Source organism: Nonomuraea ferruginea (genome assembly GCF_039540635.1).
Taxonomy (GTDB): Bacteria; Actinomycetota; Actinomycetes; order Streptosporangiales; family Streptosporangiaceae; genus Nonomuraea; species Nonomuraea ferruginea.
In genome coordinates, this window is sequence record NZ_BAABFD010000021.1 from 26,149 (window position 1) to 50,042 (window position 23,894).

Consider the following 23,894-nt stretch of genomic DNA (forward strand, 5'->3'; position numbering starts at 1 on the left):
GCCCCGCGGTACCACCCTTCTTGGCCTCACGCTCGGTGAGACCCTCTTCTTTCTGGCTGCTGCCGGGTCTAGTGAGCTCGATCGAGCCGTTCTTCCGGCGGCTCCGGGGTGATGCCCCTCGCGAGAGGGCCCCATCAACGCCTTGCAGGTTCACACCATAACGCAGAGCGGAGACGGAAGCTTCCGGGTTTCGAGGCTGCGCACCAGGCAAGGGGGAGAAGTCCTGGAAGTGACAAATTTGTGGGAATGGAGTCGCCTGGGCAGGAGTTAGAAGGGCGAGGCGGGATAGTACGGGAGGGGTAATCCGTCCGGCGGGTCGTTTGCCGTTCCGTTATGAGGAACCTAGGCTGCCCGCACCAATCACGGCCTTGACCAGCCCGAGATCGGCATCGCCCAACAGCATGGAGGCAACCATGGCGGCAGTCACGCAGACCGCGACCCCGTCGATGTGGTCGGACGAGGAGCTGGCCGAGGTACGCGGCAGCCTGCGAACCGAGATAGACGAGCTGAACGCGGACATCCTGCGCCACGAGAGCGAGATCGCGTCCGGAGACGTCACCCAGGGCGCCGGCGACGATACGGCGGACGCCGGCGCCAAGACGTATGAGCGGGAACGCGAGATCGCCCTTACCCTGAATGCACGCGACCTGGTCGCGCAGAACGAACGTGCGATCGCCAGGATCGACGCAGGGACCTATGGAGTGTGCGAATCGTGCCACAAGCCGATCGGCAAGGAACGCCTTCAGGCGTTCCCGAGGGCGACGCTGTGCGTGACGTGCAAGCAGAGGGAGGAACGCCGGTAGCGGCGGGCGGACGGCGGGGCCGGGTCCTCGCCGTCCTCACCTCACTCGCGGCCGTCATCTACGTGGCCGACCTCGTCACCAAGACCGTGGTGCTGGAGGCGCTGGAGGGGGAGCCGCCGCTGGTGGTGATCCCCGGCGTCCTCCAGTTCAGGGTGATCTTCAATTCCGGAGCCGCCTTCAGCATCGGCACCGGGATGACGTTCGTCTTCACCCTGATCGCCGCCGGTGTGGTCGCCGCCATCATCCGCACCGCGCGCAAGCTGGTGAGCATGCCGTGGGCGATCACGCTGGGGCTGCTGCTCGGCGGGGCGCTCGGCAACCTCACCGACCGGCTGCTGCGCTACCCGTCCGGCTTCGGCCGGCCGACCCAGCTGCAGGGGCACGTGGTCGACTTCGTCGAGGTGCTGCCGGGCAACTTCCCGGTCATCGACTACTTCCCGGTGTTCAACGTGGCCGACTCGGCCATCGTGTGCGGCGGCATCCTGGCGGTGATCCTGGCCTGGCGCGGCTACCAGATCGACGGAACGAGGGAGGGCAAGAGTGGCCGAGCAGCGTAGCCTGCCCGTGCCCGACGGGCTGGAGGGAGAGCGGCTCGACGCCGCGCTCTCCCGGCTGTTCGGATTCTCGCGCACCCGCGCGGCCGAGCTGATCGCCGCCGGGGAGGTGATGGTCGACGGCAGGCAACCGGCCAAGTCCGACCGCGTGCGCGGCGGATCCTGGCTGGACGTGACGCTCCCGCCGCCGGTCGTCACGCCGATGCCGGTCGCCGAGCCGGTGCCCGGCATGCGGGTGGTCTACGAGGACGACGACATCATCGTGGTCAACAAGCCCATCGGGGTGGCCGCCCACCCGACCGTGGGCTGGACCGGCCCCACCGTGATCGGCGGGCTGCTCGGCGCCGGCCACACGATCGCCACCAGCGGCGCCGCCGAGCGGCAGGGCATCGTGCACCGGCTCGACGCCAACACCACGGGCGCGATGGCCGTCGCCAAGAGCGAGCACGCCTACTCCCACCTCAAGCGCGCCTTCAAGGAGCGCACCGTCGACAAGCGCTACCACGCGCTGGTTCAGGGCCACCCCGACCCGTTCAGGGGCACGGTCGACGCCCCCATCGACCGCCACCCGTCGGGCGACGGCAGGTTCGCGGTGGTCGCGGGCGGCAAGCCGTCCGTCACCCACTACGACACCATCGAGGCGTTCCGGGCGGCGTCGCTGCTCGACATCAACCTGGAGACCGGCCGGACCCACCAGATCCGGGTCCACATGTCCGCGCTGCGTCACCCGTGCGTGGGCGACATGCTGTACGGCGCCGACCCGACGCTCGCCGCCCGGCTGGGCATCACCCGCCAGTGGCTGCACGCGGTCTCGCTCGCCTTCGAGCACCCGTCGACGGGGGAGTGGATGTCGTTCGGCACCGACTATCCCGAGGACCTGCAGAAGGCGCTGGACCTGGTCCGCGCCGAGTCCTGACCGGCTACTCCCAGGCGTGCCAGTGCTCGGCCTGCGCGCCGCCGCCGCGCGACGGCTCCACCTCGCCGGGCCCGTCCTCGTCCGGCTCGGGCTCCGGCTCCGGCTCCGGTTCCGCGGATCGGGTGGGCGCGGCCGACCTGGTGGGCCTCTCCTCGGGCGTGGGGTCGGCCCGCCTCTGGGCGCGGCGGTCGGGGCCAGAGTCCCGGTCGGGGCGCGACGTCTCGTACGTGGCGGGCGGTGAGTCGTCACGGCGGGCCTCGGAGCGGCCGGGCGGGTCCCCGGCCTCGCGCCCGTCGCCGTCCTTGGACCCGGTGCTGGGCGGCGGGCCGGAGACGGTCGCGGTCTGCTGCGGCGTGTGCACCACGGCCGGCGGGCCCGACGTCTCGGGCGGCCGGTGCGACCACCACGCCGCGCCGCCCGTGACCAGGGCCGTGACCAGCGCGCCGAGGCCCAGGGCGAGCAGCGGCTGCCTGCGCCTGCCGGGCGGCGTCCGCGCCGCCGGCGCGATCGCCGCCGCGTCGCCGCCGGTCACCTCCGCGATCGGCACCGGCCCGGTCGGCTCCGGCCCGATGCCCCTGATGATCGCGGTCAGCCGTTGCTCCGCCTCGTCCACCGTCATCCGGTCGGCCGGGTTCTTCCGCAACAGCCCCAGCAGCACCGGCCCCAGCACGCCCGCCCGCGACAGCGGGGCGGGCTCGGCGTGCATGACCGCGCCCAGCGTGGCCAGCGCGTTCGACCGGTGGAAAGGCGAATGGCCCTCGACCGCCACGTACAGGGTCACGCCCAGCGACCACAGGTCCGAGGCCGTCTCGGCGGGGCCGCCCGCCGCCCGCTCGGGAGCCATGAAGGCGGGGGTGCCGATCAGGATCCCGGTCCTGGTGACCGGCGCCTCGTCCTCGGTGGTGGCGATGCCGAAATCGGTCAGGACGGCCCTGCCGTCGTCCGTCAGCAGCACGTTGTCCGGCTTGACGTCCCGGTGCAGCACCCCGGCCGCGTGCGCCGCGCGCAGCGCCTCCAGCAGCTGCAGACCGACGTTCGCGGCCTCGGCCGGCCGCATCGGCCCGTTCTCGCGCACCAGCTCGCCCAGCGTCCGCGACCGGACGAGCTGCATGACGATCCACGGGTGCCCGTGCTCCTCCAGCACGTCGTACACGGCGGCCACGCACGGGTGCGCGACCCGGCCGGCCGCGCGCGCCTCCCTGAAGGTGCGCACGGTGAACAGGTCGCGTTCCGGTCCTGTCAGATCGGGGGGCGGGAGGACCTCCTTGACGGCCACGTCCCTGCCGAGCACCTCGTCGTGGGCCTGCCAGACGGTACCCATGCCGCCACGCCCGATCGTCCTGACCAGCCGGTAACGGCCCCCAACAATCCCCACAGAATCGGACATGCGGGGCGACTACCCCAGAAAGACCCGGGCAACCGCTGTCACGGCGGCGGCCGCCGCCAGAACCACCAGGAACGGAGCACGCAGCAGCAACGCGACGACCGCCGCCCCCAGACCGGCCGTGCGGGCCAGGTCGAACGCCAGCGCGCCGTCCTGCGTGAACATCTGCACCCCGATGAGCGCCGCGAGCAGCGCCACCGGCACCAGCTCGGCGAAGCGGCTCACCACCGGGTGGTCGAGCACCTGGCGCGGCGCGGCCAGCCCGGCCAGCTTGAGCGCGTAACACCCCAGGCACACCCCGGCGATCGCCCACCACAGCGCGGTCATCGCAGCATCACCACCAGCACCGCCACGGCCGCCAGCAGCACCGGCACGCCCGGCGGGAAGAACGGAGTCGCCGCCAGCGCGATGGCCATGCCGCCGGCCGCCAGCGCGCGCAGCTCGGCGCGCTCCTTCAGCCGCGGCCACAGGATCGCCAGGAACGTGGCGGGCCCCACCACGTCCAGCCCGAGCATCCCCGGGTCGCCGAGCGAGCTCGTGCCGATCGCCCCGAGCAGCGTTGTCACGTTCCAGCCCACGTAGACCGCGGCGAAGGTGGTGAAGAAGCCCGCCCTGGCCGCCTCGGGGGTCGGCTGGGCCAGGGCGACGGCGGTCGTCTCGTCGATGACCCCCTGCGCGGTGCCCAGCTTGCGTGCTCCGCGCACCCGCAGCACGTCGGCCATGCGCAGCCCGTACAGCGTGTTCCTGGCGCCGAGCAGCAGCGCGCCCGACGCGGCCGAGACCAGGTCGCCGCCCGCCCCCACCGCGCCCGCGAACGCGAACTGCGAGGCGCCCGTGAACGCCAGCAGGCTCAGCACGCACGCCTGCGGCACGGTGAGCCCGGCCGTGACCGCCGCGGCGCCGAAGGCGACCCCGGACAGCCCGACGGCCAGACCCACACCCAGACCGTCCCGGATGGCGGCGGAACGGAGTGTCGTCTGTTCCATGGGATATGAGGATATGCGCAGGTCACTACCGTTTCTTGTACGTTCCTGCGGTGCGTTGATAGGCAGCCGGTGGTACCCCTACCACGCGTTTGAAGTGACGGTTCAGGTGTGCCTGGTCGGTGAAGCCCACCTCGGCGGCCACGTCCGCGGGCCGCACGCCGGCGCGCAGCAGGTGCCGGGCCTGCCGCACCCGCAGCGAGTTCAGGTAGGCGTGCGGCGGCAGCCCGGTCGCCGCCTTGAACGCCCGCAGCAGCGGGAACGGCCGCGCGCCGACCATCCGCGCCAGGTCGTCCAGCGCCGGCGGGTCGGTCAGCCGCTCGTGCAGCACCTCCATCGCCTGCCGCACCGCCCGCCGCCCCTCGGGCGACAGCGTCACCGCCGGGCGCGGCACCGCGTACCGGGCGAGCAGCCGCCCGAACAGCGTGCGGGTCAGCGTGGACGCCGCCAGGTCGTCGCCGCGCTCGGTCGCCTGGTGCGCGCGCGCCATCAGCGCCGCCACCTCGGGGTCGCGCACCACCTGCTCGGGGAAGTACGGAGTGCCCTTCGGCAGGCCCAGCTCGGCCGCCACCTCGCCGACCGCCGCGACCGACGGATAGAGCATCCGGTACGCCCACCCGCCGTCCACACCGGCCTGGCCCGTGTGCACCGAGTCCGGGTTCACCAGGACCACCTCGCCCGCCGCGGCCCGGTGCAGGTCGCCCCGGTACTCGAACTCCTCCACGCCGTCGAGGATGATCCCGATCGCGTACCCCTCGTGCACATGGCGGGAGAAGCGGTGGGTGACGTAGCGGGCCTTGAGCAGGTCCACCTCGGGCACCGTCGGATGACGCCAGAAGCGGGCCCGCTCCTGTGGCCGGCCGCTCATCGCGCCGGCCGGAACGTGGCGGTGAACGTCTCGAAGAAGCGCCTGTCGCGCTCCCAGCGGGCGCCGGTGGTCTCCCAGTAGAGCGCGAACGGGCGGCCGCCGGCGGTGGTGAAACCGCGGTTGATCACGTGGATCGCGGTGCCGTCGCGGGAGCGGGTGAACTCCCAGTCGGCGGCGGGGCGGCCCTGGTACTCGATCGCGCGGATGGCGACGCGTTCGTAGCCGGGGAACTCGCCCTTGCGGAGGATCTCCCGCTCCAGCGCCCGCCAGTGGTCGGCCGGGGTCGCGTGGTCGCCCTCGGGGACGGTCCATTCGACGATCATCACGCCGGGGGTGCCGGGGCCGCTGAAGGTGACGCTGTCGCGCTGCGGGTTCTTGACGGCGCGCCAGCCGCGCGGCACGGCGACCGAGAACCCGCCGGCCGCGTTCCGATACGCCCGCCAACCGGCGGGGACCGGGTTCCCGGTGGGCTCGCCGGTCGCGTTCCCGGTGGGCTCTCCGGTCGCGTTCCCGGTGGGCTCTCCGGTCGTGTTCCCGGTCGGCTCGCCGCTCGCATTCCCGGTGGGCTCGCCCGTCGGCTCCCCTGTACCGCCCGCTGTCGGGTCCCCACCAGGTTCCCGGGTCGGCTGGCGCGGAGGCTCTCCGGACGGCCCGTGGGTGCTCTCCGTCGGCCCGACGGCACCGATGCCCGGTTCGCTCCCCAGCAGATTGACGAGCACCACGCCTCCGCCGCCGACCACCACGAGCGCGGCCACGGCCGCCGCCACCACGACCCACCGCTTCCCGCCCGACCGCCCACCGCCGGTCACCGTCCCATGCGGGGACCTCTGCGGGCCCGTCCCCTGCGGTGGCGTCCCGTACGAGCCAGAGCCTCCGTGAGAGTCGAGCAGGGCGGGACCCCCTCCGCCCGGACCCGAATGCCCGTGCGGGACGCCGGCGTGATGAGGCGCTGGGCCCGCGCCGTGGGGCCCCGAGGCGCCGGCGTGGTGGGGTCCCGAGCCCACGTCGTGAGGGCCCGAGGTTCCGTACGGGGTGCTGGCGTGGTGGGGCGCTGGGCCCGCGCCATGTTGGGCTGCGGGGGCGTGGGGTGCGGGGTCTGCCGGTGGGCTTGCGTATCGGTTGTCGGGGGTGAGGGGTGCCGGTTGCTGGTGGAATGCGCCGTACGGGCTGGGCGGCTGGTGTCCGTGGCCGGGGAAGGGCCGGTCCATGGACGCGGCGTCGAGGAGCTGGGCGGCCTGGCCGGCGGGCAGGCGGGTGCCCGGGTCCCGCTGGAGCCAGCCCATGATCACCGGTGTCAGCGCCCCGGCCCGGCGGGGCGGCTCGACCGCGTCGCGGAGCACCGCCGCCACCGTCGCCGCCCACGAGTCGCGCCGGAACGGCGGCCCGCCCTCCACCGCCGCGTACAGGGTCGCCCCCAGCGACCACAGGTCGGACTCAGGCCTGGCGGGCTCGCCGTTCAGCCGCTCGGGAGGCATGTACGCTGGCGTGCCCACGAGACTGCCCGTCGCCGTCAGCCCCGCCTCGGACTCCATGGTGGCGATGCCGAAGTCCGTCAGCACCACCCGCCCGTCGTCGGCCAGCAGCACGTTCTCCGGCTTGACGTCGCGGTGCAGCACCCCGGTGGCGTGCGCGGCGCGGAGCGCGTCGAGCACCCGCGCGCCGATCGCCGCCGCCCGCGCCACCGGCAGCGGCCCGTCCGCGCGGATCGCCTCCGCCAGGGAGCGGGAACGGACGAGCTGCATGACGATCCACGGCCGCCCGTCCTCCTCGACGACGTCGTGGATGACCACCACCGAAGGGTGGTCCAGACGGCCCGCGGCCCTGGCCTCGCGGATGGTCCTGCGGTTGAGCTCGGCCCGCTGCCGCTCGCCGACCCCGCTGTAGCGGACCTCCTTGATCGCGACCGTACGGTCGAGCAGCTCGTCGTAGGCACGCCACACCACGCCCATGCCGCCCTCACCGAGCGGCTCGACGAGGCGGTAGCGATTGCCGACCTGCCTGTCCACGCGGGGCAGCCTACTGGTCGGGTTTGAAGGTCGCGCAGAACGTCTCGAAGAAGTGGTAGTCCTTCTTCCAGCGACTTGCGAGGTTGTGCCAGTAGATGGCGTAACCACGGCCGTTGTCGGTGATGAATCCCCGGTTGCGCACCCTCGTCTTGCCGGTGTTGGTGTTCCAGGTGAAGTCCCAGTCGGCGGCGGCCTTCTGGTAGTCGACCGCCTTGATGTCGATCAGCTGGTAGCCGCCGAACCCGTACTTGGCCGTCTTCTCCTGCTTCCGCCAGTCCTTGACCGGGTCGCTGCCAGGCTTAGAGGCCCGGTCGACCGACACGAACGCGTTGGAGCCCGCGCCGGGGCCGCGGAAGAACACCTGGGAACCCTCACGCTTGTAGACGTCCCAGCCCTTGGGCAGCCCTATGGTGAAGTCGAGCTGCTTGTCCTTGTACCACTTCCAGCCCGAGGGCAGGGTGGCGGCCTGTGCCGTCTCCTCCTCGGTGGGCGTGGGGGAGGGCGTGGCCGACGGGGACTCGCTGACCGTGGGGGAAGGGCTCGACGACGGCTCGGCCGCGTCCGTGGTCGCCGCGCCGGTCGGCTCGGAGGTGGCGGCGGTGCTGGCCGCCGTCGTGGGGCCGGGGCCGCCGGACGGGTCCTCCGGGGTGGCCCGCAGGCCGAGGTAGCCGCCGACGCCCGCGACCAGGAGCACGGCCGTCACGGCCGCGATCACGGGCAGCGCCTGGCGCCTGCCGGCCGAGTCGGCGTTCATCGTGGACTCGGCGTCGTAAGGCGGCGTCGGTGGGTGCTCGGTCGCCGGCGTGATCCGCGCGCCGGTCTCGGGCGGCGGCGCCACGGCGGGCCGGGGCGCGGGCTTGGACACCGGCTGAGGAGCGGGACGGGGCGGGGGCACCGGCATCAGGTTGGGGTCGGTCGGCATGTCGTCCTCGACCGGCGGCACCTTCGGCATCTTCGCCGTCCGCACGGCCGGTGGCTCGCTCGACGCGGCGATCGTCTGCCGCAGCAGCCGCTCCGTCTCCTCGTACATGAGCCGCTGCACCGGCTCCTTGGCCAGCAGCCCGTCGATCACCGGCGCCAGCGGCCCGGCGTGCGTGGCCGGGTCGGGCTCGTCGGTGAGCACGGCGTGCATGGTGGCCAGGGCGTTGCCGCGTTCGTGCGGCGAGCGGCCCTCGACGGCGGTGTAGAGCGTCGCGCCCAGCGCCCACAGGTCGGACTCGCGCCGCGCGGGCAGCCCTTTCAGCCGCTCGGGGGCGATGAACGCCGGCGTGCCCGCCAGCCCGGTCACCGTCAGCTGCGTCTCGGTCTCCAGCGTGGCGATGCCGAAGTCGGTCAGCACCACGCGGCCGTCGTCGGCCAGCAGGACGTTCTCCGGTTTGACGTCGCGGTGGAGCACCCCCGCCTCGTGGGCGCGGTGCAGCGCGTCGAGCACCGCCAGGCCGATCTCGGCCACCCGCTTGGGAGGGAGCGGCCCGTCGTTCTTGATCACGGCGCCGAGCGACCGTGACTGCACGAGCTGCATGACGATCCAGGGCCGGCCGTCCTCCTCGATCACGTCGTGCACGACGATCACGTTGGGATGCTCGAACCTGGCCGCGGCCCGCGCCTCACGCATCGTGCGCCGGTTCAGCAGTTGCACCTCGTCGCCCAGAGCGGCCGCGTATCTGACCTCCTTGACCGCGACGGTGCGGTCGAGCAGTTCGTCATGGGCTCGCCACACGATGCCCATGCCACCCTTGCCAATGGGTTCTTGCAGGTGGTAACGACCGGCGATGCGGCGTCCGCCCGGCTTGTGATCCGACATCAACGGCCTCAAACCCTCCCTCTAGGCCAAGAAATACTCCCATAGCCGGGGATCAACGGCGACTCGCCGCGAGGACAGTCCGCTATTCGAGAAGCCCGTCCCACTAGGTGGAGTGAGCCGTGTAAAGTGCGAACATGACTCGTCGCTACGTGTTTACCGAGCCGGCTCCGGGAGGGCCGGTCGTCAGCTAGCGACCACCTGGAGCCGGCAACAAAGGCAGAGACGCCTCGTCTCTGCCTTTTCACGTTCTTTGCCGGCTCCCGGTGAGCCGGCCGAGTGGGGAGCCGAGATGTCATCGACCTTGGAACGCCACGTGGTCCCGCTGGGCGGCCATCCCGTGGGCGAAGGGCCCGCCGTGGTGATCAGTGACCGGGTGAGCCTGCGCGAGCCTGACGCGGTGCTGCCCGCCGCCGTCACGCTCGCCGAGCCCGCGAGCGCCGCCGACCTGCCCGCCATCGCGGCCAGCGCGCAGGGCGTGGTCATCGGCGGCGCGTGGACCAGGGACATCCCGCTGGTGCGCGCGGTGGCGGGGCTGGGGCTGCCGGTGGTGGTGGAACGCCGCCGCACGGCCACCCTGGAGGAGTGGCTGGGCGTGGCCGACTACTGCGAGGCGGAGGGCGGCGTCCAGGTGATCCTGTGCGAGCACGCCGACCTGGGGCTGCTGCGCGAGGCGCGCGCCGTGTCGGGCCGCCCGGTGCTGGCGGACGTCACCGCCGACCCCGGCCTGTCGACGGCCGCCGTCGCGGCGGGCGCCGACGGCCTGATCGTGTCCGCCGACGGGCGGCACGAGGCGGAGGAGGCGGCCGCCCTCGTCGGCGCCCTGCTCCGGCCGGAGGACCCGGCCACGCTGGCCGAGTGCCGTCAGGCGATCGACCGCGTGGACGCCGCCCTGGCCACCCTCCTGGAGCGCCGCGCCGCCCTCGCGGGCCGCGTCCAGCGGCTCAAGCCGGTCGGCGGCTTCGCGGGCCGCGACCCCGGCCGCGAGCGCGCCCTGGTGGCCCGGATGGCCGAACGCGCCCCCAGCCTGGGCGAGGCCAGGCTGGCTCCCGTCATGAACGCGGTCATCGAGGCCGGGCTGCACCTCGCGGAGGAACGCGCGGCCGGATGAGCAGCCGCCCGGCCCGCTCCCCGCAGACGGTCCGCGACGCTCCCGGGGAGACCCCGGCCGCCGAGCGCCAGGAGGGGAGGACCTCCGGTGGGCGATGCCGGGAGGGTCTTCCCTCAGGGGGTGGTGAGGTGGAAGTTGTTCAGCGGGCGGCCGGGGCCGGTCGTGATCTGGGCGTTGATGAGTTCGGCGAAGCGGCGGTAGCCGTCGGCCGTCGGGTGGAAGCTGCGCGGGTCCACGGTGAGCTGCTCCATGTCCACGATCACCCCGTTGAGGTACGGGCGCGGCCGGCCCACCTCGTGGCCGTCGAACGCCTCGTACGCGTCCACGTACTCGACGCTGCCGGGCCCGCCGAAGGCGACGATCGCCCGGTCGAACTCGCCGGCCACCTCGCGCACGACGCCGTTCAGCCGCTCGGTCATCGAGTTGAGCCAGCGCTGGTCGGCGACGCCGAGGTTGTCGATCCGCCCCGGCGGCGAGGCGGGGAACGGCCGCGGGTAGCCCAGCAGCACCACCCTCGCCTCGGGCGCGCGCGTCCTGATCTCGGCCAGCACGGCCCGCATGCTGCCGCGAAGCTCCCCGATCCGGCGCCGCACCTCGGCGTCCTGGTCGACGCAGGCCGACGACCACGGGAACTTGACGATGCACTCGGTGAGCACCGGCGCGAACCCCGCGTCGTTGCCGCCGATGCTCAGCGTCACCAGGCTCGTGCCGGCGCCGACGCGCTCGATCTGCGGCTGCTGGCCGTGCTGGCCCCGCAGCAGGTTGCCGGTGGTCGCGCCGCTGCACGCCCAGAACCCCGTCTCGCCGCCGAACGCGTGGGCGCCCGCCACGAGCGGCACGTACGAGCCGCCGGCGCGGTGGCAACGGTCGGCGCCGCCGTCCAACGGCGCCTCTCCGCGCCGGTAGACGCCCTCGCCGGACGAGTACGAGTCGCCCAGCGCCACGTAGGCCCCGCCGAGCGCGACCTCGGCGGCGGTCAGCCTGGTCACCTGCGGGAGCCGGCCCGCCGGCTCCCCGGTCGCCGGACAGCCGGCGTCCAGCAGCGCGCACGCGAGCCCCGTGTAGACACCCGCCGGCAGCCCCGCGACGGCCAGCGCCACGCCGAGCAGCACCGCCGCGACGACGCCCGCCGCCTTCCTCACCCCAGTCAGCGCGACCTCCCCCGAGACTCCGCCTTCGAGGGTAGATCAGGGGACGGCTTACGGTCACGGTCGTTTTGCGTACGTTCCGGCCCCGCGGTGATCTTCGGCCGCCCGGACTGCTAAGATTCCGGTGATCGCCTGAGCCTTCCCGGCGCGGACCACGTCCGCCGGGGAGGCTTTTTTCATGTCCGGATCCCCTTTCGACGACGTGAGGCCCCGCATGACCACGCAGACCCCCGCCGCCGGCACCTGGAAGCTCGGCGACCTGACCGTCAACCGCATCGGCTTCGGCGCGATGCGGCTCACGGGCGGCGCCGACTTCGGCCTCGGCGCGCCGAGCGATCGCGACCGTCCGATCGCCGTGCTGCGCCGCGCGATCGACCTCGGGGTCGACCACATCGACACCGCCGCGTTCTACTTCTCCTCGACGCGGTCCGCCAACGAGCTGATCAACCGGGCGCTGTCTCCTTACCCGGAGGGCCTGGTCATCGCCACCAAGGTCTGGGCGGGCAGGGACCCGTCGGGCGAGTGGATCTGGGCCACGCCCGGACAGCTGCGCGGCCAGGTGGAGGAGAACCTGCGCCAGCTCGGCCGGGACCACATGGACGTGGTGAACCTGCGCATCCCGCGGAGCCGCGCGACCGGCTCGATCGCCGAGCACTTCGGCGCGCTGGCCGAGCTCCGCGACGCCGGGCTCGTACGCCATCTGGGCCTGTCCAACGCCACACCGGCCCAGCTGGCGGAGGCCGTGGCCATCGCGCCGGTGGTCTGCGTGCAGAACGCCTACACCGTGGGGGCGCCGGCCGCCGAGCAGCAGTTCCTGCGGGCCTGCGGCGAGCAGGGCATCGCGTACGTGCCGTTCTTCGCGATCGCCGGCGCGGGGCGCGAGCGGGGAGCGGTCGCCGGGGAGCAGGAGTCCGTGCGGGCCGTCGCGAGCGCCCACGGTGCGACGCCCGCGCAGGTCCGGCTGGCCTGGACGCTGGCGCAGGGGCCGCACGTGCTGGCCATCCCCGGCACCGGGAACCCGGACCACCTCGCCGAGAACGTGGCGGCGGGGGCGCTGCGGCTGTCCGGCGAGGACCTGGCACGCCTGGCCGGTGTCACTCGGCTGGACTGACCGCGGGGGAGGCCGGATCGGCCGCGGCCGCGAGGCGCTTCCTGCGGAGGCGGAGCAGGAACCACCCGGCTGCGATGCCGGCGGCGACGACCGGGAGCAGGTAGAAGGCGACCCGCTGGTCCTGGTCGGCGAACGGCATCAGGAAGACCACCAGGGCGAGGAAGGCCAGGGTGAGCCAGTTGGTGTAGGGGGTGCCGGGCATCGGGAAGGCGGAGCGGTGCCCGGTGCGCCGCAGGCGGAGCTGGCAGTAGACCAGCGTGCCCCAGGTGGTGACCACGCCCAGCGAGGCGCACGCGGTGGCGATGTTGAAGGCGCGCTCCGGCACGAAGGAGAACAGGGCGATGCCCGCCAGGAACATCGACGCGGTGAACAGCACCCCGCCGATCGGGATGCGGCGCCGGCTGAGCGCGGCGGTGAAGCCGGGCGCCTCGCCCTTGAGTCCCATCGACCGGACGATGCGGCCCGTCGCGTACAGGCCGGAGTTGCACGACGAGAGCGCGGCGGTGATCACGATGAGGTTCATGGCGTCGGCCGCCCACGGCACGCCCAGACCGGCGAACACCGTGACGAACGGGGACGTGCCGGCCTCGTAGGCGGTCCACGGCAGCACCATCGACAGCAGCAGCACCGAGCCCACGTAGAACAGCGCGATCCGCCACACCACGCCGTTGACCGCCTTCGGCATCACCTTCTCGGGCCGGGCCGTCTCGCCCGCGGCGATGCCGACCAGCTCGATCGACGCGTACGCGAACACCACCGACTGCAGGCTCATCAGCACCAGCGGGAACCCGGTCGGGAAGAACCCGCCGTGGGCCACCGCGTTCGCCGGCGTCGCCTGGCCGACGGTGAACACCACCAGCACCAGCCCGACCACCAGGAACGTGACGATGGCCAGCACCTTCAGCAGCGCGAACCAGAACTCCAGCTCACCGAAGAGCTTCACCGACAGGAGGTTCACCACGAGCACGAAGGCCAGCGCGAGCAGCGCCGTCAGCCACTGCGGGAACGCCGGCGCCCAGTAGTGGACGTAGGTGGCGATCGCGACCAGCTCGGCGACGCCGGTGAACGCCCAGTTGAACCAGTACATCCACCCGCTGGCGAAGGCGGCCCACGGCCCGATGAACTCGTGCGCGTACACCACGAAGGAGCCCGAGGCGGGCCGGTAGAGCGCCAGCTCCCCGAGCGCCCGCATGACGAAGAACGCCGCCACCCCCGCGGCCGCGAACGACAGCACCAGGGCCGGCCCCGCGGCGGCCAGCCGCCCGCCGGCGCCCAGGAACAGCCCCACGCCGATCGCGCCGCCGATGGCGATCATCTGCACCTGGCGGTTGCCCAGGGCGGGCCGGTATCCCTCGTCGGACTCCGTGTGCACTGAGTGTCTCCTTCGTGACTTTCCGTCACGGAGAGGGTATAGGCGCTGATCGAGGGAGAGGGATCCGGCACGCCGTCCCCTGCCACGCCCCGGAGTGTCGGTGCGGACCACTAGAGTCGGAGCGCACACCACACGTTCAGACCGGGAGGCGCCGCTCCATGTCGTCCAGCGACTCGTTCGTCCATCTGCACGTGCACACCGAATACTCCATGCTCGACGGGGCCGCGCGGCTCAAGCAGATGTTCAAGCAGGTCGGCGAGCTGGGCATGCCGGCGATCGCGATCACCGACCACGGCAACATGCACGGCGCCTACGACTTCTACCGGCAGGCGACCGGCGCGGGCGTCAAGCCGATCATCGGCATCGAGGCCTACGTCGCCCCCGCCTCGCGCTTCAACAAGAAGCCGGTGCTGTGGGGCGAGCCGCACCAGAAGAAGGACGACGTCTCCGCGGGCGGCTACTACACCCACATGACGATCTGGGCGCGCAACAAGACCGGCCTGCACAACCTGATGCGGCTGTCCTCGCGCGCCTACACCGAGGGTTTCGTCCGCAAGTGGGCGCGAATGGACTCCGAGATCCTCGCCGAGCACGCCGACGGGCTGATGGCCACCACCGGCTGCCCCTCCGGCGAGGTGCAGACCAGGCTCAGGCTCGGCCAGTACGACGAGGCGGTCAAGGCCGCCGCCAAGTTCCAGGACATCTTCGGCAAGGACAACTTCTTCCTGGAGGTCATGGACCACGGCCTCGACATCGAGCGCCGCGTCCGCGACGGGCTGACCCGCATCAGCAAGGAGCTGGGCATCCCGCCGCTGGTCACCAACGACTCCCACTACACCTACGAGTCCGACGCCTCCTCCCACGACGCCCTGCTCTGCATCCAGACCGGCAAGCAGCTGTCCGACCCCGACCGGTTCCGGTTCGACGGCAGCGGCTACTACATCAAGACCGCCGACGAGATGCGCGCCGTCGACTCCTCCGACCTGTGGGCCGAGGGCTGCCGCAACACGCTGCTGGTGGCCGAGAAGGTCGACCCCGCCGGGTTCTTCGAGCACAAGAACCTCATGCCGACCTTCCCCGTGCCCGACGGCCTGACCGAGGAGGAGTTCTTCCGCCAGGAGGTCTGGAGAGGGCTTGAGCGCCGCTTCCCCGAGGGCGTCGACGAGGAGCACCGCGCCTGGGTCGAGAACGAGCTGCGGGTCATCGTCCAGATGGGCTTCCCGAGCTACTTCCTCGTGGTCGCCGACTTCATCATGTGGGCGAAGAACAACGGCATCCGCGTCGGTCCCGGCCGTGGCTCCGCGGCCGGCTCCCTGGTGGCGTACGCGCTCGGCATCACCGACCTCGACCCGATCCCGCACGGCCTGATCTTCGAGCGGTTCCTCAACCCCGAGCGCGTCTCCATGCCCGACGTCGACATCGACTTCGACGAGCGCAGGCGCGGCGACGTGATCCGCTACGTCACGGAGAAGTGGGGCGCCGACAAGGTCGCGATGATCGCCACGTTCGGCACCATCAAGGCCAAGGCCGCCATCAAGGACGCCGGCCGCGTCCTGGGCTATCCGTACGCCCTCGGCGACAAGGTCTCCAAGGCGTTCCCGCCCGCCGTGATGGGCAAGGACATCCCGCTGTCGGGCATCTTCGACAGCGACCACCCCCGCTACGCCGAGGCGGGCGAGCTGCGCAGGCTCTACGAGGAGGACGTCGACGTCAAGGCGACGATCGACCTCGGCAAGGGCCTGGAGGGCCTGATCAGGCAGACCGGCGTGCACGCCGCCGGTGTGATCATGTCCGCCGAGGTGCTGACCGACCACATCCCGATCATGCGCCGCGACTCCGACGGTGTGATCATCACGCAGTTCGACTACCCGACCTGCGAGACGCTCGGCCTGCTGAAGATGGACTTCCTGGGCCTGCGCAACCTCACGATCATCGACGACTGCCTGAAGATGATCGAGGCCACCACCGGCGAGCAGATCGACCTGCTGGCGCTGCCGCTCGACAACCGCAAGGCCTACGAGCTGCTGGCCCGCGGTGACACGCTGGGCATCTTCCAGCTCGACGGCGGCGGCATGCGCTCGCTGCTGCGGCTCATGCGCCCCGACAACTTCGAAGACATCTCCGCCGCCCTCGCGCTCTACCGCCCCGGCCCGATGGGCGCCAACTCCCACACCAACTACGCCCTGCGCAAGAACGGCCAGCAGGAGATCACGCCGATCCATCCTGAGCTCGAAGAGCCGCTCAAGGAGATCCTGTCCACGACCCACGGCCTGATCGTCTATCAGGAGCAGGTCATGGCCATCGCGCAGAAGGTCGCCAACTACTCGCTGGGCGGCGCCGACCTGCTGCGGCGCGCGATGGGCAAGAAGAAGAAGTCCGAGCTCGACAAGCAGTTCGTGACCTTCGAGCAGGGCATGAAGGACAACGGCTTCTCCGCCGCCGCCATCAAGGCGCTGTGGGACATCCTGCTGCCGTTCTCCGACTACGCCTTCAACAAGGCCCACACCGCCGGCTACGGCCTGGTGTCCTACTGGACGGCCTACCTCAAGGCCAACCACCCCGCCGCCTACATGGCCGCGCTGCTGTCGTCGGTCAAGGACGACAAGGACAAGTCGGCCCTCTACCTCAACGAGTGCCGCCGGATGGGCATCAAGGTGTTCCCGCCGGACGTCAACGACTCCGACTTCGACTTCACCCCGCGCGGCACCGACATCCGCTTCGGCCTGTCGGCGATCCGCAACGTGGGCGCCAACGTCGTCGACGGCATCATCAACGCGCGCAAGGAGAAGGGCCGCTTCGCCGACTTCAAGGACTTCCTGCGCAAGGTGCCGGCGCTCGTCTGCAACAAGCGCGTCATCGAGTCGCTGATCAAGGCCGGCGCGTTCGACTCGCTCGGCCATGTCCGCAAGGGCCTGGTCATGGTGCACGAGCAGGCCGTCGACGCGATCATCGACATCAAGAAGAACGAGGCCATCGGCCAGGACTCGCTGTTCGGCGCGATCGAGGGCGGCGAGGACCAGACCTTCGACGTGCAGATCCCGGTGGGCGAGTGGGACAAGACCACGCTGCTGCAGTTCGAGCGGGAGATGCTCGGCCTGTACGTGTCCGACCACCCGCTGTTCGGCGTCGAGCACATCCTCGCCGCCGGGGCCGACTGCTCGATCGCGGCGCTGCAGGACGACAGCCGTCCCGACGGCCAGGTGGTCACCGTCGGCGGCATCCTGTCGGGCGTGCAGCGCAAGGTCACCAAGAAGGGCGACACGTGGGTGCTCACCCAGCTTGAGGACCTGGAGGGCGCCATCGAGGTGATGATCTTCCCGTCGGCCTACCAGCTCTGCTCGACGATCCTGGCCGAGGATGCGATCGTGTTCGTCAAGGGCCGCATCGACAAGCGCGAGGACATCGGCAAGATCATCGCGATGGAGGTGACGGCGCCCGACCTCACCCAGGAGGCCGGCGGGCCGCTGCTGGTGAGCCTGCCGCTCAACCGCTGCACCGCCCCCGTGGTGAGCAGGCTCAAGGAGATCCTGACCACCCACCCCGGCACCTCCGAGGTCCACCTCCAGGTCCACAACGGCCCCAAGACGACCGTCCTGCGGGTCGACGACCGGCTGCGGGTGGCGCCGTCACCGGCGCTGATGGGCGATCTGAAGCAGCTGCTCGGCCCGGCCTGCCTGGGGGCCTGACCCGTCCCCGGTGGCGGAGTTCGACCAGGCCGGGGCCGCTGCCTGGGCAGACCTCGCCATCGTGGGCCGCCCCCGGGTGGGGGAGGATCACGGGGTGAGCGAACTGCACTACCTGAGCGCCACCGAGCTCAGCCATCTGATCCGTACCCGCCAGGTGAGCGCGGTCGAGGTGCTCCAGGCCCACCTCGACCGCATCGAGCAGGTCAACCCCCGGGTCAACGCCGTCGTCACCCTCGTCGCCGAACAGGCCATGGACGCCGCCAAGGCCGCCGACGCCGTCGAGCCGGTCGGCCCGCTGCACGGCGTCCCGGTCGCGCACAAGGACCTCACCGACACCGCGGGGATCCGGACCACCTACGGCTCGCCGCTGTTCGCCGGCCACGTGCCGGAGCGCGACGACCTGGTGGTGCGGCGGCTGAAGGCGGCGGGCGCGATCACCGTGGGCAAGACGAACACGCCCGAGTTCGGCACCGGCTCCCACACCGTCAACGACGTGTTCGGCCTCACCCGCAACCCGTACGACCTGACCAGGTCCGCCGGCGGCAGCAGCGGCGGCGCGGCGGCGGCGCTGGCCACCGGGATGGTGCCCCTGGCCGACGGCTCCGACATGGGCGGGTCGCTGCGCAACCCCGCGTCGTTCTGCAACGTGGCCGGGCTGCGGCCCACGCCGGGGCGGGTGCCGGCGGTCTCCGAGATCGCGGCCTGGTACACGCTCTCGGTGCAGGGGCCGATGGCCAGGAACGTCGACGACCTGAGCCTGATGCTGTCGGTCATCTCCGGGTTCGACCCGCGCTCGCCGTACGCGATCAAGGAGGCGTACGCGCCCGAGCCGGAGGAGGGGGTGGCCGGGCTGCGCGTGGCGTGGAGCCCCGACCTCGGCGGGCTGCCGGTCGACGCCGCGACGGCGGCGGTCACCGCGACCGCGCCCGCGGTGTTCGAGCGGCTCGGCGCCCGCGTGGAGGAGGTCGAGCTGGACCTGGAGGACGCCGAGGTGGCCTTCCGCACCTACCGCGCGTGGTTCTACGCGCTGGCCTACGGCGAACTCGACGGGCTCGGGGCCAACACCGCGTGGAACGTCGAGCGGGGGCGCGAGGTCACCGGCGCCGACCTGGCCCGCGCCGAGCGCGCCCGCAGCCGTCTCTACCAGCGGATGGCGGACTTCTTCGACTCCTACGACGTGCTCATCGCCCCGGTCAGCCAGGTGCCGCCGTTCCCGGCGGAGGAGCCGTACGTGCGCGCGATCGACGGCGTGGAGCTGCCCGACTACCTGGCGTGGATGCGGTCCGCCTACTGGGTCAGCGTGCTGCACGCCCCGGCCGCGTCCGTCCCCGCCGGGTTCACGCCGTCGGGGCTGCCGGTGGGGGTCCAGATCATCGGCCGTCCGTTCGCCGACGCCCGCGTCCTGCGGGTGGCCCGCGCCTTCGAACAGGCCACCGGCCACGCCTCGCACCACCCGCCCCTCTGACGGCCTCAGCCGGGCGGGGGAGCGCCGTCCCCGGTGGGCGGGTGGGGCTTGCGGAGGGGGGACTCGCGGTAGCCGTGCATGCCCTCCAGGAACCCGAAGAGCCCCACCGCGAGCATCGGCCACGACACCAGGACGCCCTTGGCCGTCAGGTCCAGCGGGCCGGGGACGAACGTGACCCCGGGGAAGGCCGAGGCCTCGACGGTGACGACGCCCACGGTGACGGTCGTGCCGATCCACCAGGCGGCCAGGGCGCCCGCGGCCCCGCCCAGGCAGAGCCCCAGGAGGACCGGCAGCTGGACGCGGCGGCTGAGGAACCAGGCCAGCGCCCCGCACGCCAGCCCCAGCCCGCCGGTGATCGTGGCGAACCAGCCGTCCGCCGCTATGAGCGCCTGCGTGGACGGGTCCGCCAGCGCCGGCGCCTGGTCGAAGACCCGGTACGGGGGCCGCGGCGACAGGGCGGACCACAGGAGGCCGGCGGGAAGCCCGAGGGCGGCGAGTGCGAGGACAGTGATCGCGAACGCGCGTACTTCCCTCGTCACGCCACGCCCCTTCAATCGCCGGCAGGACCAGATCGATGGTATCTCCCGGTTAGGCTCACTTCGTGATTGAAGAGAAGGTCTGGGTGATAGAACCCTCTGGCCCGCTTCGCGGCGATGTCGTGGTGCGCGGGTCGAAGAACGGGGTCTCCAAGCACATGGTCGCCGCCATGCTCGGCGGCGGCGAGAGCACCATCCACAACGCCCCCGAGGTGGGCGAGGTCGGCATCACCGCCGCCATGCTGGAGGCGCTCGGCATCCACGTCGAGATCAGCAAGACGGAGATCCGCATCGGGCGGGGTCAAGAGATCAGGCCGCGGGTGCCCGACGCGTTCACCGGGCTGAACCGTATCCCGATCCTCATGCTGGGCCCGCTGCTGCACCTGGCGGGGGAGGCGTTCGTGCCGCTGGTCGGCGGTGACCCGATCGGGCGGCGGCCGATCAACTTCCACGTGGAGGCGCTGCGCGCGATGGGCGCCGAGGTGGAGGTCGGTGACACCGGCGTGTTCGCCAAGGCGGGACGGCTGCACGGCACTCGCCTGGAGCTGCCGTACCCGAGCGTGGGCGCGACCGAGACGATCCTCATGTCCGCGGTCCTGGCCGAGGGCAAGACCGTGCTGAAGAACGCGGCCACCGAGCCCGAGGTGGTGGAGCTGGCGCTGTTCCTGCAGCGGATGGGCGCCATGATCGAGCTGTCGCCGGACCGCCGGATCGTCATCGAGGGCGTGGAGCGGCTGCGCGGCGCCTCGACCTGGCTGGCCGGCGACCGCATCGAGGCGTTCTCGTACCTCGCGGCGGGACTGATCACCGGCGGCGAGGTGCGCGTGCACGGCTGCCCGCAGGACCGGCTGGTCACCGCGATCACCACGCTGGCCAGGATGGGCGCCCGGTTCGACATCAACGACGAGTACCTGTGCGCCACCGCGCCGCCGGAAGGGCTGCGGGCGGCGGCCGTGCAGACCGACACCCATCCGGGGTTCATGACCGACTGGCAGACGCCGCTCATGGTGCTGTTCACGCAGAGCCAGGGGATGTCGGTGCTGCACGAGACGGTGTTCGAGAACCGTCTGGTGTACGTGCCGGCGCTGAAGAGCATGGGCTGCGAGATCGAGGTGTTCGACCAGTGCCTCGGCGGCCCCGCCTGCCGCTACCACGACACCAACGCGCGCCACTCGGCCGTCGTGCGCGGGGTGTCCCAGCTGCGGGGCGCCGACGTGACGCTGCCCGACATCCGGGCCGGGTTCTCCGCGGTGCTGGCCGCAGCCGTGGCCGACGGGCGCTCGACGCTGCGCGGCGTGCACCACATCGAGCGCGGCTACCACCACCCGTTCGAGCAGTTCCAGTCACTTGGTCTGAACATCAGCAGAGGTTAGTAAAGAGACAGGAATCGGGCGTTTGCCGGGGATCGGGCGGTCGCACATCAATGTCGTGACTGTCCGCACATCCATCGCCACGCTCGGCATGGTGGGCGCCCTCGGCGGGGTGCTGGTCGCGGCGTTCGCCGCGCCCGTCGTCGCCGGGGCGGGCCTGGCCGCGAAGGGCACCGCCGACACCTTCACGCACCTGCCGCCGGCGCCGCGCGAGGAGCCGCTCAGCGAGGTGACGCGGCTGGTGGACGCGAGCGGGCACACCTTCGCCCAGTTCTACCAGGCCAACCGGACCACGGTGCGGCTGGACCAGGTGGCGCCGGTGATGCGGCAGGCCATCGTGGCGATCGAGGACGCCCGCTTCTACGAGCACGGCGGCATGGACGTCATCGGCACCCTCCGGGCGCTCATCGCCAACACCCGGGCGGGCTCCATCAAGCAGGGCGGTTCCTCGCTCACCCAGCAGCTGGTGAAGAACATCCTGGTGGAGAGCGCCAAGACCGAGGAGGAACGGGACCGGGCCCGCGCCCCCAGCGTCTCCCGCAAGATCCACGAGCTGCGGCTGGCGCTGGCGATGGAACGCAAGTACCGCAAGGGCGAAATCCTGGAGAAGTACCTGAACATCGCCTACTTCGGCGCCGGCGCGCACGGCGTCGAGGCGGCGGCCAGGCGCTTCTTCTCCACCTCCGCCGCCGAGCTGACCCTCACCGAGGCGGCCACCCTGGCCGGCGCCGTGCGTACCCCGTACTCGACCGACCCGTCCATCGGCCGCGCGCAGCGCGCGCGCCTCAAGGAGCGCCGCGACCTGGTGCTCGACCGCATGGCGGGACTCAAGCTGATCACCCGCGAACAGGCGTCCGAGGCCAAGGCCAGCCCGCTCGGGCTGAAGCTGAAGCCCGAGCCCGGCGGCTGCTCGCAGAGCGAGCATCCGTACTTCTGCATGTACGTGCACCGCGAGCTGCTGACGAACGAGGTCTTCGGCAGCACGGCGGCGGTACGGCGGGCCCGCATGGAACGCGGCGGGCTGGTGATCAGGACCAGCCTGAACCCGAAGGCGCAGAAGGCCGCGGAGCGGGCCATCAGGGAACGGGTGAACCCCGACGACACCGAGGTGGCCGCCGAGGCGATGGTGGAGCCCGGCACCGGCTGGATCCGGGCGATGGCCGCCAGCAAGAAGGTCGGGCCGGGCAAGAAGGGCGGCCCGCGCACCACCTACAACCTGGTCGCCGACGTCCGGCACGGCGGCGGGCAGGGGCTGCAGGCGGGCTCCACGTTCAAGGTGTTCACGCTGGTCACCGCGCTCAAGGAGGGCTGGCGGTTCGGCGACGGGTTCGACACCCCGGGGTCGCTGGTGCCCTCGAAGGGTTACCGGGACTGCGCGGGCAAGCCGGTCAACGACCCGTCGGCGCAGGTGTTCAACGCCGGCGGCGAGGGCAGCGACGGCGGCCCGCACAGCCTGGAGACCGGCACCTGGAAGTCGGTCAACATCTTCTACATGATGCTGGAGCGCAAGGTCGGCCTGTGCGACGTGGTCAAGACCGCCAGGGAGCTCGGCGTCGTCAGGGCCGACGGGCGGCCGCTGCGCGAGGTGCCGACGTTCACGCTGGGCGTCAACGAGATGGACCCGCTCACGGTCGCGGCCTCGTTCGCCGCGCTCGGGGCCCGCGGCCGGTACTGCCGCCCGCTCGCCATCGTGGAGATCGCCGACAGGAACGACCGGCGCACCCGCGTGCGGCCCGACTGCCACCAGGCGATCGAGCGGCCCGTCGCCGACGCGGTCAGCCACGTGCTGACCGGCGTGTTCGACAAGGGCACGATGCGCGGCCAGGACCCCGGCATGCCCGCCGCCGGCAAGACCGGCACCAACAACGGCTACACCTCGGCCTGGTTCGCCGGCTACACGCCCCGGCTCGCCGCCGCGGTCAGCGTCGGCGACATCCGCGGCTCCTACCGCCACCCGCTGAGGAACGTGGAGATCGGCGGCCAGTACTACGGCTCGGTGCAGGGCGCCTCGCTGCCGGGCCCGATCTGGGTGGACTCGATGCGGCGGGCGCTGCGGGGCGAGGAGAACCGGGGCTTCCACGGCCCCGACATGTCGCGCTTCGGCGGCGGTCACACGCCGGGCCTGGAGGAGGCGCTGGCGGAGGAGCTGGGGGAGACGCGCGAGAGGGGCGACCGCCGCGGTCGCGACCACCCGATCTCCAAGCGGCACCGCAAGATCATCGAATGGCTGCTCGGCGAGCGGCGGCACCCGCCGCGCGACCGGTGGTGAGGCGTCAGGCGGGCTTGCCGATGGGCGCCGTCACGGCCCCGGTCAGCTCGATCAGGCTGGCCGGCGCGGTCTCGATCTGCAGCCCGCGCTTGCCGGCCGAGAAGTAGACCGTCTCGAACTCCAGTGCCGAGGAGTCGACCACGGTCGGCAGCCGCTTGCGCTGCCCGAGCGGGCTGATGCCGCCCACCACGTAGCCCGTCACCCGCTCCACCTTGGCCGCGTCGGCCATCGCCGCGCGCTTGCCGCCGAGCGCCGAGGCCAGCGCCTTGAGGTCGAGCTTGCCCGCCACCGGCACCACCGCGACGGCCAGGCCGCCCTCGGTCTCGGCCACCAGGGTCTTGAAGATCCGCTCGTAGGGGACGCCGAGCGCGTCGGCGGCCTCCTCGCCATAGGCCTGCGCGGCGGGGTCGTGATCGTACGGGTGGAGCGTGAACTCCGCCTTGGCCCGCTCCAGCGCGACGGTGGCGGGGGTGCCGCCCTTGGTCTTCGACTTGCCCACAGGACGAGTGTA

General features: G+C 72.1%; 19 protein-coding genes. 9 read left to right on the forward strand and 10 right to left on the reverse strand.

The genetic code is table 11. From position 1 onward, the window contains the following. Positions 1 to 401: 401 nt before the first annotated feature. From ABD999_RS33705 to ABD999_RS33715, 3 genes are read left to right on the forward strand one after another with little or no spacing between them, the layout of a single operon-like run. Positions 402 to 803 (forward strand): TraR/DksA family transcriptional regulator, encoded by a 402-nt coding sequence (locus ABD999_RS33705; RefSeq protein WP_148032663.1) that lies wholly within the window; start codon positions 402 to 404, stop codon positions 801 to 803. After that, the gene (locus ABD999_RS33710; RefSeq protein WP_378525093.1) at positions 767 to 1,360 is read left to right on the forward strand and encodes a signal peptidase II; all 594 of its coding nucleotides are present in this window, start codon (positions 767 to 769) and stop codon (positions 1,358 to 1,360) included. Before ABD999_RS33705 ends, ABD999_RS33710 begins: the two co-directional genes overlap by 37 nt. Beyond that, on the forward strand, positions 1,344 to 2,273 hold the full coding sequence (locus ABD999_RS33715) for an RluA family pseudouridine synthase (protein ID WP_148032661.1): 930 nt from the start codon (positions 1,344 to 1,346) through the stop codon (positions 2,271 to 2,273). The genes ABD999_RS33710 and ABD999_RS33715 overlap by 17 nt, the downstream gene beginning before the upstream one ends. Positions 2,274 to 2,277: 4 nt before the next feature. Here the strand turns inward: ABD999_RS33715 and ABD999_RS33720 are convergent, their stop codons facing one another. The 6 genes from ABD999_RS33720 to ABD999_RS33745 are packed head-to-tail and all read right to left on the reverse strand — an operon-like array spanning position 2,278 to position 9,318. Next, entirely contained in the window at positions 2,278 to 3,660 is a 1,383-nt protein-coding gene (locus tag ABD999_RS33720; protein WP_345483067.1) for a serine/threonine-protein kinase, read from the reverse strand. A 9-nt stretch (positions 3,661 to 3,669) separates the two neighbouring features. Next, entirely contained in the window at positions 3,670 to 3,984 is a 315-nt protein-coding gene (locus ABD999_RS33725) for an AzlD domain-containing protein (RefSeq protein ID WP_271279063.1), read from the reverse strand. Next, a complete protein-coding gene (locus tag ABD999_RS33730; protein WP_148032658.1) occupies positions 3,981 to 4,643 on the reverse strand; it encodes an AzlC family ABC transporter permease in 663 nt (220 codons plus the stop codon). Before ABD999_RS33730 ends, ABD999_RS33725 begins: the two co-directional genes overlap by 4 nt. A gap of 25 nt (positions 4,644 to 4,668) precedes the next feature. Further along, positions 4,669 to 5,508, reverse strand: coding sequence for an AraC family transcriptional regulator (locus ABD999_RS33735; RefSeq protein ID WP_271279064.1), 840 nt, complete (start codon positions 5,506 to 5,508; stop codon positions 4,669 to 4,671). Further along, positions 5,505 to 7,514, reverse strand: a complete 2,010-nt coding sequence (locus tag ABD999_RS33740) for a serine/threonine-protein kinase (RefSeq protein WP_271279065.1) — start codon at positions 7,512 to 7,514, stop codon at positions 5,505 to 5,507. Before ABD999_RS33740 ends, ABD999_RS33735 begins: the two co-directional genes overlap by 4 nt. A 10-nt stretch (positions 7,515 to 7,524) precedes the next feature. Continuing rightward, entirely contained in the window at positions 7,525 to 9,318 is a 1,794-nt protein-coding gene (locus ABD999_RS33745) for a serine/threonine-protein kinase (protein WP_271279066.1), read from the reverse strand. A 289-nt stretch (positions 9,319 to 9,607) separates the two neighbouring features. Here ABD999_RS33745 and ABD999_RS33750 point away from each other — a divergent pair, with 289 nt between their 5' ends. Then, positions 9,608 to 10,426: a chorismate mutase gene (locus ABD999_RS33750; protein ID WP_148032655.1), complete on the forward strand. Its 819-nt coding sequence runs from the start codon at positions 9,608 to 9,610 to the stop codon at positions 10,424 to 10,426. Positions 10,427 to 10,539: 113 nt separating this feature from the next. On the opposite strand, the gene ABD999_RS33755 is transcribed toward ABD999_RS33750, so the two are convergent. After that, entirely contained in the window at positions 10,540 to 11,568 is a 1,029-nt protein-coding gene (locus ABD999_RS33755; protein ID WP_187281250.1) for an SGNH/GDSL hydrolase family protein, read from the reverse strand. Between the two features lie 220 nt (positions 11,569 to 11,788). On the opposite strand from ABD999_RS33755, the gene ABD999_RS33760 reads away from it, so the two are divergent. Further along, entirely contained in the window at positions 11,789 to 12,685 is an 897-nt protein-coding gene (locus ABD999_RS33760) for an oxidoreductase (protein WP_271279067.1), read from the forward strand. On the opposite strand, the gene ABD999_RS33765 is transcribed toward ABD999_RS33760, so the two are convergent. Further along, positions 12,669 to 14,057, reverse strand: coding sequence for an amino acid permease (locus ABD999_RS33765; protein WP_222709019.1), 1,389 nt, complete (start codon positions 14,055 to 14,057; stop codon positions 12,669 to 12,671). The two genes, ABD999_RS33760 and ABD999_RS33765, sit on opposite strands and share 17 nt — an antisense overlap. A 158-nt stretch (positions 14,058 to 14,215) precedes the next feature. Here ABD999_RS33765 and dnaE point away from each other — a divergent pair, with 158 nt between their 5' ends. Next, the gene (dnaE, locus tag ABD999_RS33770; protein WP_271279068.1) at positions 14,216 to 17,743 is read left to right on the forward strand and encodes a DNA polymerase III subunit alpha; all 3,528 of its coding nucleotides are present in this window, start codon (positions 14,216 to 14,218) and stop codon (positions 17,741 to 17,743) included. A gap of 94 nt (positions 17,744 to 17,837) precedes the next feature. Continuing rightward, positions 17,838 to 19,208, forward strand: a complete 1,371-nt coding sequence (locus ABD999_RS33775; RefSeq protein ID WP_271279069.1) for an amidase — start codon at positions 17,838 to 17,840, stop codon at positions 19,206 to 19,208. A 5-nt stretch (positions 19,209 to 19,213) separates the two neighbouring features. On the opposite strand, the gene ABD999_RS33780 is transcribed toward ABD999_RS33775, so the two are convergent. Continuing rightward, entirely contained in the window at positions 19,214 to 19,747 is a 534-nt protein-coding gene (locus ABD999_RS33780) for a hypothetical protein (RefSeq protein WP_271279070.1), read from the reverse strand. Between the two features lie 62 nt (positions 19,748 to 19,809). On the opposite strand from ABD999_RS33780, the gene murA reads away from it, so the two are divergent. After that, entirely contained in the window at positions 19,810 to 21,117 is a 1,308-nt protein-coding gene (murA, locus tag ABD999_RS33785) for a UDP-N-acetylglucosamine 1-carboxyvinyltransferase (protein WP_271279071.1), read from the forward strand. A gap of 55 nt (positions 21,118 to 21,172) precedes the next feature. After that, positions 21,173 to 23,383 (forward strand): transglycosylase domain-containing protein, encoded by a 2,211-nt coding sequence (locus ABD999_RS33790; protein ID WP_271279072.1) that lies wholly within the window; start codon positions 21,173 to 21,175, stop codon positions 23,381 to 23,383. A 4-nt stretch (positions 23,384 to 23,387) separates the two neighbouring features. Here the strand turns inward: ABD999_RS33790 and ybaK are convergent, their stop codons facing one another. Beyond that, positions 23,388 to 23,882, reverse strand: a complete 495-nt coding sequence (gene ybaK, locus ABD999_RS33795) for a Cys-tRNA(Pro) deacylase (protein WP_148032650.1) — start codon at positions 23,880 to 23,882, stop codon at positions 23,388 to 23,390. Positions 23,883 to 23,894: the final 12 nt, after the last annotated feature.

Bases quoted from the DNA above. Each gene is read 5' to 3' on its own strand.
- ABD999_RS33745 (WP_271279066.1), bottom strand. From the start codon at position 9,318: ATGTCGGATCACAAGCCGGGCGGACGCCGCATCGCCGGTCGTTACCAC.
- ABD999_RS33760 (WP_271279067.1), top strand. From the start codon at position 11,789: ATGACCACGCAGACCCCCGCCGCCGGCACCTGGAAGCTCGGCGACCTG.
- ABD999_RS33735 (WP_271279064.1), bottom strand. From the start codon at position 5,508: ATGAGCGGCCGGCCACAGGAGCGGGCCCGCTTCTGGCGTCATCCGACG.
- ABD999_RS33725 (WP_271279063.1), bottom strand. From the start codon at position 3,984: ATGACCGCGCTGTGGTGGGCGATCGCCGGGGTGTGCCTGGGGTGTTAC.
- ABD999_RS33705 (WP_148032663.1), top strand. From the start codon at position 402: ATGGAGGCAACCATGGCGGCAGTCACGCAGACCGCGACCCCGTCGATG.
- dnaE (WP_271279068.1), top strand. From the start codon at position 14,216: ATGTCGTCCAGCGACTCGTTCGTCCATCTGCACGTGCACACCGAATAC.
- ABD999_RS33720 (WP_345483067.1), bottom strand. From the start codon at position 3,660: ATGTCCGATTCTGTGGGGATTGTTGGGGGCCGTTACCGGCTGGTCAGG.
- ABD999_RS33730 (WP_148032658.1), bottom strand. From the start codon at position 4,643: ATGGAACAGACGACACTCCGTTCCGCCGCCATCCGGGACGGTCTGGGT.
- ABD999_RS33750 (WP_148032655.1), top strand. From the start codon at position 9,608: ATGTCATCGACCTTGGAACGCCACGTGGTCCCGCTGGGCGGCCATCCC.